The organism is Acinetobacter sp. 24-47-64 (assembly GCF_057737055.1).
On the sequence record NZ_CM173215.1, the window covers coordinates 1998815 to 2015949 of the forward strand.

The 17135-nt window shown below is 39.3% G+C and carries 17 protein-coding genes; 7 read left to right on the forward strand and 10 right to left on the reverse strand.

Features of this window, described 5'->3' with window-relative positions:
- Positions 1 to 36: 36 nt before the first annotated feature.
- From rpmE to AC1M85_RS09580, 4 genes are all read right to left on the reverse strand, one after another.
- A complete protein-coding gene (gene rpmE / locus AC1M85_RS09565; protein ID WP_004971624.1) occupies positions 37 to 261 on the reverse strand; it encodes a 50S ribosomal protein L31 in 225 nt (74 codons plus the stop codon).
- A 216-nt stretch (positions 262 to 477) separates the two neighbouring features.
- Positions 478 to 1401 (reverse strand): bile acid:sodium symporter family protein, encoded by a 924-nt coding sequence (locus AC1M85_RS09570; RefSeq protein WP_488213867.1) that lies wholly within the window; start codon positions 1399 to 1401, stop codon positions 478 to 480.
- A gap of 148 nt (positions 1402 to 1549) precedes the next feature.
- On the reverse strand, positions 1550 to 1951 hold the full coding sequence (gloA, locus tag AC1M85_RS09575; RefSeq protein ID WP_481588447.1) for a lactoylglutathione lyase: 402 nt from the start codon (positions 1949 to 1951) through the stop codon (positions 1550 to 1552).
- 9 nt (positions 1952 to 1960) lie between these two features.
- Positions 1961 to 4138, reverse strand: a complete 2178-nt coding sequence (locus tag AC1M85_RS09580) for an AmpG family muropeptide MFS transporter (RefSeq protein WP_488212958.1) — start codon at positions 4136 to 4138, stop codon at positions 1961 to 1963.
- Between the two features lie 183 nt (positions 4139 to 4321).
- Between AC1M85_RS09580 and AC1M85_RS09585 the strand changes: the two genes are divergently transcribed.
- A complete protein-coding gene (locus AC1M85_RS09585) occupies positions 4322 to 6940 on the forward strand; it encodes a Lon protease family protein (protein WP_488212959.1) in 2619 nt (872 codons plus the stop codon).
- A 58-nt stretch (positions 6941 to 6998) separates the two neighbouring features.
- Here the strand turns inward: AC1M85_RS09585 and grxD are convergent, their stop codons facing one another.
- A complete protein-coding gene (gene grxD, locus AC1M85_RS09590; RefSeq protein WP_092766094.1) occupies positions 6999 to 7340 on the reverse strand; it encodes a Grx4 family monothiol glutaredoxin in 342 nt (113 codons plus the stop codon).
- A 161-nt stretch (positions 7341 to 7501) separates the two neighbouring features.
- Here grxD and AC1M85_RS09595 point away from each other — a divergent pair, with 161 nt between their 5' ends.
- Positions 7502 to 8713: an acetylornithine/succinylornithine family transaminase gene (locus AC1M85_RS09595; RefSeq protein WP_488212960.1), complete on the forward strand. Its 1212-nt coding sequence runs from the start codon at positions 7502 to 7504 to the stop codon at positions 8711 to 8713.
- 53 nt (positions 8714 to 8766) lie between these two features.
- Here the strand turns inward: AC1M85_RS09595 and AC1M85_RS09600 are convergent, their stop codons facing one another.
- The 3 genes from AC1M85_RS09600 to surE all read right to left on the reverse strand — a co-directional run bounded on the left by AC1M85_RS09600 (position 8767) and on the right by surE (position 11541).
- Positions 8767 to 9699 (reverse strand): LysR family transcriptional regulator, encoded by a 933-nt coding sequence (locus AC1M85_RS09600; RefSeq protein WP_179998372.1) that lies wholly within the window; start codon positions 9697 to 9699, stop codon positions 8767 to 8769.
- A gap of 103 nt (positions 9700 to 9802) precedes the next feature.
- The gene (locus AC1M85_RS09605) at positions 9803 to 10642 is read right to left on the reverse strand and encodes a peptidoglycan DD-metalloendopeptidase family protein (RefSeq protein ID WP_179998373.1); all 840 of its coding nucleotides are present in this window, start codon (positions 10640 to 10642) and stop codon (positions 9803 to 9805) included.
- A gap of 128 nt (positions 10643 to 10770) precedes the next feature.
- Positions 10771 to 11541, reverse strand: a complete 771-nt coding sequence (gene surE, locus AC1M85_RS09610) for a 5'/3'-nucleotidase SurE (protein WP_035270482.1) — start codon at positions 11539 to 11541, stop codon at positions 10771 to 10773.
- A 290-nt stretch (positions 11542 to 11831) separates the two neighbouring features.
- On the opposite strand from surE, the gene AC1M85_RS09615 reads away from it, so the two are divergent.
- The 3 genes from AC1M85_RS09615 to AC1M85_RS09625 all read left to right on the forward strand — a co-directional run bounded on the left by AC1M85_RS09615 (position 11832) and on the right by AC1M85_RS09625 (position 14123).
- Positions 11832 to 12230 carry an MCR_0457 family protein gene (locus tag AC1M85_RS09615; RefSeq protein WP_035270480.1) on the forward strand — a complete coding sequence of 133 codons (399 nt, stop codon included), beginning with the start codon at positions 11832 to 11834 and terminating at the stop codon, positions 12228 to 12230.
- Between the two features lie 119 nt (positions 12231 to 12349).
- On the forward strand, positions 12350 to 13498 hold the full coding sequence (gene dacC, locus AC1M85_RS09620) for a D-alanyl-D-alanine carboxypeptidase PBP5/6 (protein WP_035270478.1): 1149 nt from the start codon (positions 12350 to 12352) through the stop codon (positions 13496 to 13498).
- 85 nt (positions 13499 to 13583) lie between these two features.
- Positions 13584 to 14123, forward strand: coding sequence for a gamma carbonic anhydrase family protein (locus AC1M85_RS09625; RefSeq protein ID WP_488212961.1), 540 nt, complete (start codon positions 13584 to 13586; stop codon positions 14121 to 14123).
- Between the two features lie 105 nt (positions 14124 to 14228).
- On the opposite strand, the gene AC1M85_RS09630 is transcribed toward AC1M85_RS09625, so the two are convergent.
- A complete protein-coding gene (locus AC1M85_RS09630; RefSeq protein WP_180027559.1) occupies positions 14229 to 14909 on the reverse strand; it encodes a hypothetical protein in 681 nt (226 codons plus the stop codon).
- Between the two features lie 229 nt (positions 14910 to 15138).
- Positions 15139 to 15276, reverse strand: coding sequence for a hypothetical protein (locus AC1M85_RS09635; RefSeq protein WP_180027558.1), 138 nt, complete (start codon positions 15274 to 15276; stop codon positions 15139 to 15141).
- A gap of 230 nt (positions 15277 to 15506) precedes the next feature.
- Between AC1M85_RS09635 and AC1M85_RS09640 the strand changes: the two genes are divergently transcribed.
- Positions 15507 to 15992, forward strand: coding sequence for an NUDIX hydrolase (locus AC1M85_RS09640; RefSeq protein WP_035265740.1), 486 nt, complete (start codon positions 15507 to 15509; stop codon positions 15990 to 15992).
- Between the two features lie 4 nt (positions 15993 to 15996).
- Positions 15997 to 17130, forward strand: coding sequence for a tRNA 2-thiouridine(34) synthase MnmA (gene mnmA / locus AC1M85_RS09645; RefSeq protein ID WP_488212962.1), 1134 nt, complete (start codon positions 15997 to 15999; stop codon positions 17128 to 17130).
- Positions 17131 to 17135: the final 5 nt, after the last annotated feature.

Genomic DNA, 17135 nt, shown 5'->3' on the forward strand with positions numbered 1-17135 from the left:
AACAGGCTGAACGCCTGTTTTTTTTTATTTTGGGTATTAACGTTTGATAGAACGTGACATACCAGCAAAACGTTGTTTGAACTTGTCGATACGACCGCCAGTGTCAACGTTCTTTTGCTTACCAGTATAGAATGGGTGGCAAGCTGAGCATACGTCTAGGTAAAGTGTTTCTTTACCAACAGCTGAACGAGTTTCGATTACGTTACCGCAAGAGCAAGTAGCAACTAATTTTTCGTATTTTGGGTGAATATCGGCGCGCATGGTCGATTCTCCATAGAGTTAAGAAGGCTTTAGCTGTCATCGCAATTGATCACTCTCTTCATCCATTACAACAGACGCAGAGGAAAGGCTGAAATACAGCAGATCAACACCACAACAGACCATTCTTTTGGCCCACCGAGACGGCTTCCGTCAGAGCTAAGCACAACAAGTGGACGACATTATACGCCACTTTATTTCAGATAGCGAATTTTTCCTTTAAGACTTTTCAATTTGCTTGGACCAATGATTTGCAATAATTCCGCAGACCATTAATTGGATTTGATGGAAAATCATAATTGGCAATATGATCATCCCCATAGGTTGTCCAATGAAAAGAATTTGCGCCATAGGCACTCCACTTGCGAGTGTTTTCTTAGAACCACAAAAAAATACAGCGATTTGATCGGCACGATTAAATCCAAACCACTTTGGGGCGTGATAGGCTAAAAGCATAATCAAAGTCAGAAGCACAGAGCATGCAATAATTAACCACATTAAGGTCACCCCACTGACTTCATTCCATAGACCTGCTACGACTGCACTACTGAATGCGCCATACACCACCAAAAGAATTGAGCCTTGATCAAAAGTTTTGACAATACTCGGGGCTTTTTGAATCAGAGGAAAAACGATAGGACGCAATAATTGTCCCAGAATAAATGGAACCAATAACAGCAGAATAATTTTGACTATCGCATTGGTTGGATCGAACCCATGATCAGACTGACCTAAAATAAATAAGGTCACTAATATAGGAGTGATAAACATACCAATAATATTAGAGAATGAAGCACTACACACAGCACTTGCGACATTACCACCTGCTACAGAAGTAAATGCAATAGAAGACTGAACTGTTGAGGGTAAAAAGCACATAAACAAGAAGCCCCAATACAGTTCTTGTCCAAGTAGCGGTAGCAATACAGGTTTAGCTATTAATCCTAGAATTGGGAAAACTGCGAACGTCAGTGCAAAGACCAAACTGTGTAATTGCCAATGTTTAATGCCTTGAATCACCGCCTCACGTGATAACTTTGCACCATGTAAAAAAAATAGGATTGCAATTGCAATCGTGGTGAAATAAGAAAAATAGCGAGCAGCAACACCTGAAATTGGCATCACTGACGCTAAAATCACCATAACAAACAGCAATATCGTGAAACGATCTAACGCTAAGAGCTTTAGCACCCCATATCCCTCTTTTTATTCTATCTGAATTGAAAATAAGCCCAATACACATTGATTGGGCTTATCTTTAAAATTTTACTCACAAATCAGCGAGTGAAATTTAATTATTTCTCGCGTTACTGTCTTGTTGAATAAGTTCAATCTTGTAACCATCTGGATCTTCCACAAAAGCGATTACGGTTACGCCGCCTTTCATTGGTCCAGCTTCACGGACAACGTTACCACCACGTGCTTTGATTTCTTCACACGCCTTATACGCATCATCCACTGCGATCGCAATATGACCATACGCATTACCCAGCTCATAGCTGTCTGTATCCCAGTTATGCGTTAGCTCAAGAACAGTATTGTTTTCTTCATCACCATAACCCACAAAGGCTAAAGTGAATCGACCTTCTTCATAATCACGTTTACGAAGCAAAGTCATACCGAGTACTTCAGTATAGAACGCCAATGAACGCTCTAAATTGCCTACACGTAACATGGTATGTAACATTCGCATAAAATTTACCTATTGATTGAAAGATGTACTTTTCAACTGATTTAACAATTTCGCCACCCAAATAACAAGTAACAAAATAGGTAAACCCATTAAAAAAGTCATAAAGAAGAATGATGAATAACCGAAGTTTGTCACTATTGTACCTGAATAGCCACCAATCATCTTTGGAAGTAATAACATCAATGAACTAAAAATTGCATATTGCATTGCTGTAAATGAAACGCTAGTCAAACTTGATAGGAACGCAATAAATACTGCACCAGCAAGTCCTGATGCGAGATTGTCAAATACAATGCCCATCACCAGCCACACCTTGCTATAAGGGACAACCACTTTACCTTTGAGTTCGACTATTTGATCACTATCAACTTGAACAGCTGGAAGATCAGATAAAGCCATACGTGACTTCGGTTGGATCGTTGAAACTGTTTTATAAATATGATCTTGGGTTAATTCATGCACCTGACCTGCATGCTGCACAACCGCTTGCACCGTAAATTTAGTGTGGTCTTTTAGACTGTCTCCGGGGACGACCACGCTCCAATTATTTTGATCCAACTTCGCAGGTATCACTTGCTGATTTGAAATACGAATATTCAGTGTTTGTAGTGTGCTGTCAGCTTTTAAGTTCGAGAGTTGACCGCGAATAATGACATCCTTGCTTAACTCATCTTGGTAGAGAATATCGTCCCCTCCAATGGCTTGAATGAAAATCTGAGAATCATCTTGACTCGAATAGCGTTGAAGCGGGATTTCAACATTCAGGGCTTTATCATAACCATCAGGGGTGGATAACACTAGAATACTATGATGTTCAGCAAAATTAAATGCAGGGAGCTTTAAAGACCAGTTCCCCACTTCATCAGGAGTCACTTGATGCTGTTGACCTCCCATTTGTACCAAGACTTGATTCATCGTTGGTCCAGATTTTACGAGCCCCACAAAGATGAGATTGGTCGTGCTGGCAACAATAGCGCCCACCAACATCATTTTCATAATGTTATAACGCTGAGCTAATAAGCCTCCAAGGAAGCCACCTAAAATTACAAAAAAAATGGCGAAAAACTTGTTAAACCAAGCGATTTCTTCTTTATCAAAATTCAAATCAAGATAAAAAAGATTGGCGACCACCCCAGCGACAATATCTGAAATTCGATAAAAACCAATGAGTAATAAAATAGCTAACGCAACTTTCAAACCATAACGTTTGAAGAAATCTAAAATCGGTGATAGCCATGTCTCGACGACTATTTTTTCATCAATGAGTTTTGCTCGGGTTAATCCAAATACGACCAACACAGCCAACGCCACACTTGCGAAGAAACGTAAAACTTGCCCAATAAATGACAGAAAATTACCATCGATATTTAACTGTGAAATCCAAGCACCAAATTGGAGAAACCCACAAACGAAGACTACTGTTGAAATCACAAAGACGATAAATAACTGAAAATAATCCTTTGCTTGATACTGATGAGGTTCTTGATTTACTACCGGTTCATGAATCACTAAGGTCGTCACAATCCCGACCATCATCAATCCAGCCATGAGTAAATAGGTGGACTGCCACGCCTCATAAATATAGTTACCCATGGCTGTACCAAGTGATGCAGCGAAGAGTAATGCACCGAGCTGAGTTACAATGGTCGCAATTCGATAACCTGCGTTATAGGTCGAAGCCATAACCGTCTGAACACTCGTATCTTGTGTCAACTCAATACGATAAGCATCCACGATAATATCTTGTGTCGCTGATGAGAATCCGAGAAAGATTGCGGATATCGCCATGAACGTTAAACTTGAAAATGGCCCTACACTCCCTCCATGAATACTCGGATCAGTAAATGCCATTGAACAAATAGCAATTGCGACCAAAATTTGAGAAACCAACAACCACCCTCGTCGTTTACCCAATTTCCTTGTTAAATAAGGCAATGGTAATCGGTCAATCAAAGGTGCCCAAATGAACTTGAAGGCATAAGCTAAGGCTGCCCATGAAAACATGGTAATGGTACTACGCTGAATACCGGCTTCACTCAACCAGAAAGATAGAGTTGAAAAAATCAGAAAAATTGGGATACCTGATGAGAAACCCAAAAAAAGCATAATGATCGCGCGTCGATCAAGAAAGGCTTTAAATGCCGAAGTCCATCCAGCTGATTCTGGTGACGAAGATTGTGATGTCATTGCGTTGTTATTTTCAGTGAAAAGTACTCTCGCTATTCAACTCTGTAATGCGCTTGGTTTCAATATAATTTACGCAAACTTCACCGAGTATTTCATCAATTTGATCTATCTCAACTTGATATTTTTGGCTAAACCTGTATACCTTAAACTATCAAATGTAAATTATAGTTTTGGATTTCACCTGTGACCCAGAGACACGATCAAATTAGTTCCACCGCAGTAGCTTTAACCACGACATCCACAAACTTAGAACAAAACTCGCAAAACAAGCTCCTATCCGTATTTGAACTTGAAGCCACGCAAAACACCTTGAATGCAACAGCACTCAAACCAGAACAACTGACGCATATTCCAAATTATGACAATATTCCTGCGTCTACAAAACGTATCAAGCCCCTTAATAATTTTTTAGGACAAGATCGTGCTAAAGCATCTGTAGAAGCAGGCATTGCCCTCCCATACTCAGGCTATAACATCTTTGCTGTGGGTACGGCAGGGTTGGGTAAACGCACCATGATCAAGCGCTTACTCCAGCAACATGCCAAAGATATGCCTACACCGGATGATTGGGTTTATGTATACAACTTCAAAAATGCACGCAACCCAATTGCGCTTAACTTTCCTGCAGGACAAGGCGCAAAGTTTCAAAGTACGCTACATCAAACATGGCAAACCATTTTCAAACAGCTCGAACGTCGTTTTAGTGCTGAAACGTATCACAATCGGATTGAAAAAATTCGTTTAACGACAGGTCATGAACAACAACAAGCTTTGATTGAGCTCACCAAAGAAGGTGAAGAGCTTGATTTAAAGTTGATCAGTCGTAATGAAGAACACTGCTTTATTCCTGTTCATCTTAAAGACAATAAAATTCAAGAGATGTCTCAAGATGACATCAATGCACTGAGTAGCAAAGAACGTTCTGAAATTGCGTCTAATATCCGTTATATGGATAAAAAGCTTGAGCGTTTAGGTTTACAGATTGGTGATCTTGAAGATGAAGCACGTGATATGGTGTCTGAGTTGAATCGTGACATTGCCAAACAAGTCATTATTCCTCGCATGGAACATATTTTAAATAAATTTCCAGATATCAAACATCTTGAACAATACTTAAAATTATATGCTCAAGATATTATCGACAATGTGGAAACCGTACTCGAACAGGAAGAAAGTGATTTTTCACCTGCATTATTTAACCGTGTCCCTGCGCGTTATCAAGCAAATTTAGTCATTAACAACAAGCCAAATTCTGGGGCACCAGTCATCTTTGAAGATTTCCCCACACATTACAACTTACTTGGCCATGTTGAACAATTAACGCAAAATGGCACTATCAGCACTGATTTCACTTTAATACGACCTGGTGCACTGCATCGTGCCAATGGTGGTTTTTTAATGCTTGAGGCTGAGCAGCTTTTAGAACAACCTTATGCATGGCAAGGACTCAAACGAGCGATTAAGTCTGGTCAAATTAAACTCTCATCTCTAGAGCACATGCTAACGCTGACGGGCAGCATTTCAATTGAGCCAGCATCGATTCCATTACAATTGAAAGTCATTTTAATGGCTGAACCAGAAATCTATTATGAGATTCTGGAGGTGGAGCCTGAGTTAGGAAGTATCTTTAAAATCAGAGCTGATTTTACCGACACATTACAACGTAATGACGAAAATGAACAAGCTTATATGCATTTGATTGCAGACTATGTTCAATCCTCTAAACTCCTTCCATTTGATCGTTCTGCCTTGGCTGCTTTACTGACCGACTCAAGTCGTCAAGCAGAGGATCAGAGTTCGTTGTCACTACATGCCTTAACTTTAGGTGATCTGATTCATGAATCTCATCACCATGCATCCAAATCTAATGCAACTATGGTGACAGCAGAACATATCGGTACTGCGCTCAAACACCGCCAATATCGTCTAGGTTATTTACGAGAGTTGTACTGGCAAGATTTATCTCGTGGTACACAGCTTATCGAAACGCGTGGTCATCGACTCGGTCAGATAAATGCTTTGTCCGTGATTCACTACGCCGATGTCGAATTTGGCCTACCATCACGCTTGACTGCTTCAGTGTATCAAGGTGGTGGCGATATTTTAGATATCGAACGTAGCGTGGAGTTAGGAGGTTCACTTCATGCTAAAGGTGTACTGTTAATGTCATCTTTCTTAAAGGCACATTTCGGACGTGAACAAACCTTGCACTTCTCTGCCGCTTTGGCTTTTGAACAAAGTTACGGTCAAGTCGATGGTGATAGTGCAACCGTTGCAGAACTTTCCGCTTTAATTTCTGCGATCAGCCAACTGCCGATTGATCAGTCATGGGCGATTACGGGTTCAATGAATCAACTAGGTCAAGTACAACCGATTGGTGGCGTCAATGCCAAAATCGAAGGTTTCTTTGATGCATGTAAACTTCAAGGTTTAACAGGCAAACAAGGTGTCATTATTCCACGTCAAAACATGCAGCATCTAATGTTACGTCAAGATGTGATTGATGCTGTCGAGGCAGGTCAATTCCATATTCATGCCATTAACACAATTGATCAAGCACTTGAGATTCTCATGGCGCGTCCTGTCGGAGAATTAAATAAAAAAGGTCGCTATACCAAAGGTTCAATTTATGCTGCTGTCATGGAGCAGCTAGAATATTGGCAAGCCATTGAAGATGGCGCTGAAATTGAAGAAGAGCCAAAGAAAAAGAAAAAAAAGAATAAAAAAGACAAAGCTAAAAAAGATAAAGCGATCAATGTTGAAGGACAACCTTCTCAACTCGCTGATGAAACTTCAAACTAGTTTGAAATTTTCAAAAATAAAAAAAGCACCCATCGGTGCTTTTTTTATTGCGCTCAAATTAAGCTTCAGGCGCTGGGCTATATTGCTCCACGAGCGTTTTTAATTCGCCTGTTTGGAACATTTCTAGCATAATATCACTACCACCGATCAACTCACCATTGATCCATAATTGTGGGAATGTTGGCCAGTTTGCAATTTGTGGCAAAGTCGCACGAATGTCTTGGTTTTCAAGAATATTTACATAAGCAAATGGGCGACCAATTTGGCTCAATGCTTCAACTGCACGTGCAGAGAAACCACATTGTGGGAACTGTGGTGTGCCTTTCATATAAAGAAGAACTGCATGTTTTGCAATTTGATCACGAATTAACGCTTCTGTATCACGCACTTGTTCAGTCATTGATTAAATCCTCAACTATTCTGCCTGCATTATACCTAAAACCGCCGTAAAGAGTATGGATTGCTAAATTTTTCCAGTTTAATTTGCAATTAGGCTTTTAATCTTAAGCAGATTTTGCTTAGATAAACTTTTATTTTCCACCTAACAAATACGAGTTAGACATGAACAATATCACCCTCGCTCCAGTTCAAACTGATCAACCATCTCATTTGATGCCTGTATTCAGCCGTCAACCGATCAGCTTTGTGCGTGGCCGAGGTTCGTATCTTTATACAGCTGAAGGTACAGAATATTTAGATGCGCTGACTGGCATTGCAGTATGTGGTCTAGGTCATGCACATCCAGTTTTGGCAGAAGCAATTGCAGAACAAGCGGCGACGCTTATTCACACCAGTAATATTTATGAAGTACCTTGGCAGACTGCAGCTGCGCAAAAGTTAGCTGAAGTGTCTGGTATGGAAGAAATTTTCTTCTCGAATAGTGGTGCTGAATCAAATGAAGGTGCAATTAAAATTGCGCGTAAATACGGTCATATGCAAGGTATTGCTTTACCGAAAATCATTGTCGCTGATCATTCTTTCCATGGTCGTACAATGGCAACACTTTCTGCGACAGGCAATAAAAAAGTACAAGAAGGATTTGGCCCGCTCGTTGAAGGTTTTATCCGTGTACCTTTTGGCGACATTGAAGCAATTGAAGAAGCAGCAATCAACCATCCAGATATCGTCGCGATTCTCGTTGAACCGATTCAAGGCGAAGGTGGTGTAAATACTGCCCCTCAAGGTTTTAGTTATCTTGAAGAAATTCGTCAAATCTGTAATCAACATAATTGGTTGATGATGCTAGATGAAGTTCAAACAGGTAACGGTCGTACAGGAAAATATTTCGCGTATCAACATACCAATATTATTCCTGATGTCATGACGACAGCTAAAGGCTTGGGTAATGGTTTCCCAATTGGTGCAGTGATGACTCAAGGTAAAGGTGTAGGTATTCTTACTGCAGGTAACCACGGATCAACTTATAGTGGTACTGCATTAGGTTCGCGCATTGTCTACACGATTATCGATTTGATGCAAAAAGAAAATATTGTTGAAAATGCAGCAACAATTGGCCAATACTTAGTTGATCAATTCCGTACACAACTTTCAGATCAAAACGTTATTGTTCGCGGCTTTGGTATGATGATTGGTATTGAATTACCAAAACCATGCGCAGAGTTGGTGGATATTGCACGCATAGAGCACAATCTAATTATTAATGTCACCGCAGGTAATGTCGTTCGTTTGTTGCCAGCGTTGAATATGAATCAAAAACAAGCTGATGATTTATTAAAACGCTTAGTTCCAGCGATTAAAAACTTCTTGGCTTAAGCCAAGATCAATAAAAAAGCCGCATATTGCGGCTTTTTTATTAAGAAGAACACTTAAGATGCTTCTTGGAATACTCGACCACCAGGCAACTGGCTGAAATATTGTTTTAAAGCATCTAGGCAGCGATGAATTTTCATTGGTTGTTGTTCACGTTTTAATGTCATTGCATTCAAAGTGTATGCAGGTAACTTCCATTCAGGTAAAACTTCAACCAATGTGCCATTCATTAATTCTTTTTGCACATCCAGATATAATAATCGCGCAATGCCGTGACCATTTTGGCACAGTGATTTAGCGACATAAACATTGTTTGTCTGTAAACGATTTTCCATGGACACATTCACCAATTCACGCGATGTACTGTGTTCAAATGTCATCATTTGCTGATTTTTTACAATATTTACTGGAATCAAATCATGCTGTGCTAAATCTTCAGGTCTTGAAATAACTGCATTTTGATTCAAATAACTTGGTGAAGCCACCAAGACTTGATCCACGCGTGCAAGCGGCAGACAAGATAAGTGATTAGACTCATCCACGCGAGAACACATTCTCACTGCAATATCGATTCTTTCTTGAATCAAATCGACAAATTGATTTTCAACTTCAAAGTGAACGGTTAAACCACGATGTGCCGAAATCCAATGCGACAACGCAGGAACTACATGGGTTGCACCGAGTTCTGGCGTTGTTGCAATACGTAAATCACCAACTAAATCGTCTCGTAACTCATTAATTCGAATTTTACCGCGCTCTGCTGCAGCGAGCATTTCTTGACAGCTATGAAAAAAGGCCTGCCCTGCTTCCGTTAAACTTAGTTTTCTTGTGGAACGGTGCAGAAGTGTTACTTCCATTTCTTGTTCTAGTGAACGAATTTGCTGACTAACCGCACTCGTCGTAATGCCTAAATCTCGAGCAGCACCACTGAAAGAGCTTTTTTCAACAACACATGCAAATACGCCCATCGAGCGAAGTTGATCTAACATAAATTTCCCTCTGAAATTATGAGATGCTTCTCTAATTAACAAAAATTAACAAAAGCAACTCATTGTATTATACGAAGAAATTGTTAAATTGCACTAAATATCTTCAGTTGATTGGCAAAATATTTGCTGGATTGATTGGCTTACCATCTAAACGAACTTGAAACTCAAGCATCGTACGGGTTGCACCACTCGAGCCCATTTCTGCAATTTGTTGCCCTGCACTTACGTTTTGCCCACTCTTCACTAACATCCGGTTATTGTGCGCATACGCAGTGATATAACCATCAATATGTTTAATGAGCACCAAATTACCATATTCTTTTAAACCATCAGCAGCGTAAACCACTTGACCATCAGCTGCTGCAAAAATTGGATCACCAACATTGCCACCAAAACGTAATCCCTTGACATTACTTGCCACATTGAAGTTTTCAATGACTGGACCATTCGATGGTTTCACCCAGCGTAATGAAGTTGCTTTAGTCGAAGTCGTCGGTACTGCAGCAGTTACCGCTGGTACTGGTGTGGTTTGTGGTGGTGGCGTAACCACAGCTGGTTTTGTTGGTAACTGAATGGTTTGACGTTGAATCTGAGTTTCAGTCGCTGTCAAAGGACGCGTGGTCGAACGTGTCACTTGTCGATTGCCAGAGGGTTTTAATCTTAAAGATTGATTTACATAGATGCGATAAGGCGGTGCAATATCGTTCATCTCCGCAATGCTCAAATAGCTCAATCCATAACGTGCCGCAATTTTACTTAAAGTGTCGCCAGAACGAACTGTATAGAAGTCAGGGGCAACAGCATAACGAGCAGAATTATGGATTTGGGGTTTCGATGCACAGCCCGACAAACCAAGAAAAGAAGCGACAGCAACCGCGATCAATGCTGAGTGAATAGATGGTTTAGACAACTTCAAAACTGTTTTGGGTCTGGCCAAAAGCATGATTTCCCTCTCTGACAAAAGATTAAAAAGACTGAATTCGGCTTAAGAGTAGCAAAATTAATGCTAAATTCACCGTTTCAAATATATTTTTCACAAAGTTATAACACATCCTACCTGTGGTCGTTCAATTAAAGCTCTAACTGAGATTCAAGTGAAGCCAACACCTGATAGTTGGTAGCATCCATTTGGATCGGTGTCACACTGACATATCCATTTGCAATGGCATAAAAGTCTGACTGATAACCCAGTTGGCTTTTTTCGGGATCTGTTACGGCCTCTCCAGCCAAACCAATCCAAACAACTTGACGGCCTCTCGGGTCCACTTGTGTGGTAATCGGTTTCGTTTGTTTTCTTCTTCCTTGATAAGTCACTAATGTCCCTTTTATTTCAGCCGTATCCGGAATATTAATATTGAAAATATGACGCGGTGGTAACTCAGGCAAACCATTTTTAATAAATTCATATACCCAATTTGCAGCTTGTGCATAATCTTGAGCATCTTGATACGAACGAACATTTGGACCAGCCAATGAAACTGCAATTGCAGGTTGTTTCATGAGTCGGCCTTCAAACGCGGCCCCAACTGTACCTGAATACAACACATCATCGCCTAAATTCGCACCACTGTTGATCCCGCTTACAACTAGATCAAATTCAAAATCAAATAGACCATTCATGGACAGATAAACACAGTCCGCTGGTGTGCCATTAATTGCCCATACATCTTCTGAAATTTGCACGGGTCGCAATGGACGATCAAGCGTTAATGCACTTGAAAAACCACTCCGCTCACTTTCTGGAGCAACCACGACTACTCGACCCAAAGGTTTTAATGCTTGTGCTAATGCTTGTATTCCTGGTGCGAACACACCGTCATCGTTGGCAATCAAAATATTCAAAACAATTCACTCAATTCATGTAATCCCATCTGTTCGATAGCCTAATCAAAATCCCCCAACACAACAATGAGCACACGCAAAGATGTTGAGGTTTTAAACGCCTTTAATCTTGAAAATCTGCTTACCCTTTAATCTTGAAAACTCAGCATGTAGTCATCCCCCTGTTCATACCTGAACTTTTCTTCTTTACTTTCTGAGTTCCAACAGCATTAATACACTTTCTCTATTTTTTAAACACGAAAAAAGATTATTCTATTCTTATAACTAACTTACTAATTTTTGAGTCATTTATGCAAAAACGTTTTTTACAATTGATTTCAACCGCATTTATCAGCAGCTCAATGTTATTTTCAAGTTTCACTTTCGCCAATGCTCAAGACTTAAAAGAAAATATCGAAGTTACTCAACAAAAAGTGACTAAAGATGAACTCGCTGCAATCTATGTCTTTTCAGAATCATGCCCAAGTTTAGTGGAAGAAGATGCGGCGTTTAAAGCAGGCTATCAAAAGCTATTAAAAGACTATTTACCTAACGAAAATTCACCTCAAACCACGCTGAACAATCTAATTAAACAACAGGATTATCAGCAAGCATTAGCTCAAGCGAGACAAGATGCGAAAAACGCTGGAGATAAAGCAAATCAACAAGTGTGCGAGGATATAAAAAAATATCAGTCTTCAGTTAAATAGAGCACGAAATAGTTACAATTCGAATGAAATAAGCCGACTCCACTGCTAGAAGTCGGCTTTGCTTTGTCCTAGAATGCAAAGCTGATTTTTGCGTTCATACAAGATTGGAACTACATAGAATGACCCGAAAAAGCGCCATTGCTGCATTATTACTATTACCTTCATTTACTTATGCAGCAACTGTTTTATCTTCACCACCAGAACTCAATAACAAGTCTTACGTTTTGATGGATTATGAAACAGGTCAAATTCTCGCAAGTAAAAACGAAAATGAAAAACTTGCGCCTGCTTCAATGACCAAAATGATGACCAGTTTCATTATTGAACAAAAGTTGTTGAACGGTGAACTCACGGAAGATGAAAAAGTTCGTATGAACGAGTCTGCTTGGTGTCGTGGTAGTAGTACAGAATCTTGTATGTATGTACCTCTCAACGGCACAGCAACCGTATTAGAAATGTTACGCGGGATTATCATTCAATCTGGTAATGACGCATCTAAGGCGATGGCTGAGCATATTTCTGGGAATGAAGGTACATTTGTACACAGCATGAACCAAGAAGCTAAGCGTATTGGCATGACCAACACGAACTTTATGAACTCAACAGGTATGCCTGCTGAAGGTCATTATTCTACTGCGAAAGATATGGCTACTCTTGCGAAGCACATCATTCATGACAGTTCAAAGTATTATCCTATCTACTCTGAAAAAGAGTTTACTTTTAACGGGATCAAGCAAGGTAACCGTAACGCGTTGCTATATACAGATCCGAGTGTAGATGGTCTTAAAACAGGTCATACTTCTGAAGCTGGTTATTGTTTAACGACTTCAGCTAAACGTGGCCCGATGCGTTTAATTTCAGTGATTTTTGGTGCTCCATCAATGCAAGCACGTGCAACGCAAACACGTGATTTGTTATCTTGGGGTTATGCAAACTTTGAAACTGTCAGTGTTCAACCCGCTCACAAAGAGTTGACCACTTCTAAAGTTTGGTTTGGTCAATCTAATCAAGTGAGTGTGGGTCTTGCTGAAAACTTCAACGTGACTATGCCAAAAGGTCAAGCAAATGCCATTCAAACTCAAATCGCGGTTCAACCGAACTTAAATGCCCCTCTTCAACAAGGGCAAGTTGTAGGTAAATTAACAGCGACACTTGACGGCAAAGTTATTGCGGAGAAGCCGCTTGTTGCTTTACAAGCGGTTGAAGAAGCTGGTTTCTTCTCACGTATGATCGATCATATCAAACAGTTCTTTAGTAATTTGTTTTAAGTCGCAGCTTGACTAAAGATATAAAGGCACTCAAATTCTTTTGGGTGCTTTTTTGTTTATAATGAGTAAAAACAGGCAATTTTTTATGACTGAAAATATCCGCAAATACTTAGAGACTTACCCACAATTTGATACAACAAATTATATTGATCCAACTGCGTTAGTGATTGGTGATGTTTTCTTGGCTGAGAATGTTTCAGTCTGGCCTTATGCTGTGATCCGCGGTGATGTTAATTTTATTCGGATTGGTAAAAATTCCAATATCCAAGATCATTCCATGTTGCATGTCAGTCATAAGAAAGCTGATAAACCTGAAGGTTCACCGCTCATTATTGGTGAGGACGTTACTGTGGGTCATCATGTGAAATTACATGGTTGTACTATTGGTAATCGTGTTTTAGTCGGTATTGGAACGATTATTTTGGATGATGTTGTTGTTGAAGATGATGTGATGATAGGTGCGGGTTCGCTTGTTCCACCCAACAAAGTATTAGAAAGTGGTTATTTATATGTGGGTAGTCCTGTGATAAAAGTGCGTCCACTGACTGATAAAGAAAAAGCTTTTCTGCCTTATTCGGCACAAAATTATGTAAAGGTTTCGGGGAATTATATTAATAAAGAATGATTAGGGTTAAAACTAATTGTTTAGTATATTCATGAGATAGAAATCAGAGAACTTCTATCTCTGCTTATCTATTTCCAACTCAAATCTCCCAATAAAAGATAACCATTAAATGGCTAACAGAGCCTTCAAATTTTCTATAGCTTCGATAGCATTTTTATTTGATACTTCAACCATATCCTCTGGGTCAACATCTTCTCTACTACCTTCCACAAAACCCCTCTGATACTCATTTGATGGTTTTTTTAATATCAATAGATCATCAATATAATCTAATAGCTTTAGTTTAGTCTGATAATCAACAAGAGAAATATTTGTTTCTAATTGGCATGTTTCTTTTAATGTTATTAATGTCTGATAAACCTCATGAAGAGATTTAACTATTTCGCGTAGGTAAGCCGCTTCCAATTTATATAAATCTTTATACTGATATGCATCAAAACCATTTTGTGCAGCATATAAATTTTCTGCAATTTCATATTCTTTTTCAACAAAAAATGCTAATTCATCTTTTAAAATAGTACTAATATATGTAAATCTCTTTCTTAACTCAGAAAAATTATTTAACATATTGAATTCATTTTCTTTTTTATGTAAGAATATCATTAAATAAATTACGACTATTGTATTAATAATTGTAAATATTGCACCAATAGCAGTAAACCATGCCCCAAATTTTGCATAATAATCAAGCTCAGATTGAGTTATAGGTATAAAAAATATACATCCATAAATAGCACCAGGTAGAAGAAGTAAAAATATTGAAAGAAGCAAGATAACTAATCCCATCTGCTTTCTTCCATATAAAACACTATTCAATTTATTAGATAAATTTCTCAAACTACACTCTAATATTTGATTAATCTAATTATCTTATCATCAATTAACCGCAAATTTACTTATAGCCACAAAATGTATAATTTCAGACTTTACTACTTCGATCTCCACTACCGCCCTTATAAACTAATCAATGTATCTCACCCTGTAAATAATTAGCCACTACGACATCAACAAAGACTTAATCAATCCACATCAACGCATCTCCAACAACATTCTTTTCAAAAACAGTTTGATCAATCCAACCAAAGGTGTAGCAGACAACAACAGCAATTAAGCTCCAAATGATTAATTTAGAAATATCTTGAATACCATTCATTATTTTTTTCCTCTTATTATGTCGTACCTATTTTTATTTATATATTATATTAAACTGATCAAAAAACGACTTATAAAATGTATCTTATCTATAATTCGCTTATGTTTTTTGACAGGTGTTTTCAACCTAAAAGCAAGCTTATTCTAAAGGTCAAAAGAATATTTCATCCAACATAGCCACACACCTCAAAATTTTATACAATATGCCTTCCCTTCATCTGGTGCTTTTTTATGACCGCTTGGACTGCTCACGTCACTGTTGCAACAGTGGTTGAAAAAGATGGTAAATATCTGTTTGTAGAAGAACAAACTGAAGGTGTCATGCACACCGTTTTTAATCAACCTGCAGGTCATGTTGAAGCTGGTGAAACCCTTATTCAAGCCGCAGTTCGTGAAACCATGGAAGAAACAGGTCACCAAGTTGAAGTCACAGATTTATTGGGTATATACACCTATACCCCACCTATGTTTCCGGATCGTACCTATTACCGCTTCTGTTTTTTAGCAAAATCAACACAGTATTTTGCCAATGCAACATTAGATACAGGTATCGTAGGTGCTGTTTGGATGAGCCTAGATGAGCTATTAGAAACGGCTCGCGCGCGTAGCCCATTGGTCATCAAAGCCATTCAAGATGCCCAATCAGGACAAAAATTTCCTTTATCGCTCGTTTATGAGCACCAAAATTCTCCCTTAATTTCAAATTTGGATGCCTAATCCTATGCAACAACGTGTCATCGTCGGTATGTCAGGTGGTGTAGACTCATCTGTCTCTGCGGCTTTATTACTTCAACAAGGATATCAAGTTGAAGGTCTTTTCATGAAAAACTGGGAAGAAGATGACGGCACAGAATACTGCACGGCTATGGATGATCTTGCAGATGCGCAAGCCGTCTGTGATCGTATCGGTATCAAATTACATACAGCCAACTTCGCAATGGAATATTGGGATCGTGTATTTGAGCACTTCTTGGCTGAATATGCTGCGGGGCGCACCCCAAACCCAGATATTTTATGTAATAAAGAAATTAAGTTCCGTGCATTCCTCGATCATGCCATGAAATTAGGTGCTGACTTCATCGCAACAGGACACTATGCTCGTCGCGGTGAAACCATGACCAACTCTAAAGGTGAGCAATATGCGCCTTTACTCCGTGGCGTGGATAACAACAAAGACCAAACTTATTTCCTACATGCCGTTCATGGTCGTGAAATTAACAAGACCTTGTTCCCTGTCGGTGAAATTGAAAAGCCTCAAGTTCGTAAAATTGCTGAAGATTTAGGTCTTGTAACAGCGAAGAAAAAAGACTCTACAGGTATCTGTTTTATTGGTGAACGCCGATTTAATGACTTCTTGAAGCAATATTTACCTGCTCAACCAGGTAAAATTATCCTTGAAGATGGTAAAGAGGTTGGTGATCATCACGGCTTAATGTACTATACGCTCGGTCAACGTGGTGGTATTGGTATCGGTGGAATGAAAGGCGCTGAAGAAGGTGCTTGGTTCGTATTACACAAAGATATCGAAGGCAATCGTTTAGTTGTTGGCCAAGGTCATGAGCATCCCCTCATGCAAAGTACCATGTTATGGTCTGAAGCGATTGATTGGGTTGCAGGTGAGCAAGAGATTCCAGAAAATGGTTTCCGTTGCACAGCGAAAACTCGCTATCGACAACCTGATCAAGCATGTGTCTTATTTAATGACCCAAATGCACCGCAAGGTGTACGTGTAGAATTTGATGAACCTCAACGTGCTGTTACGCCAGGACAAAGCGTTGTGTTTTACGCGGATGAAGTTTGTTTAGGTGGCGGTGTGATTCATCATACCAATGCGCCTAAACCTGATTTTATTTAAAGGAA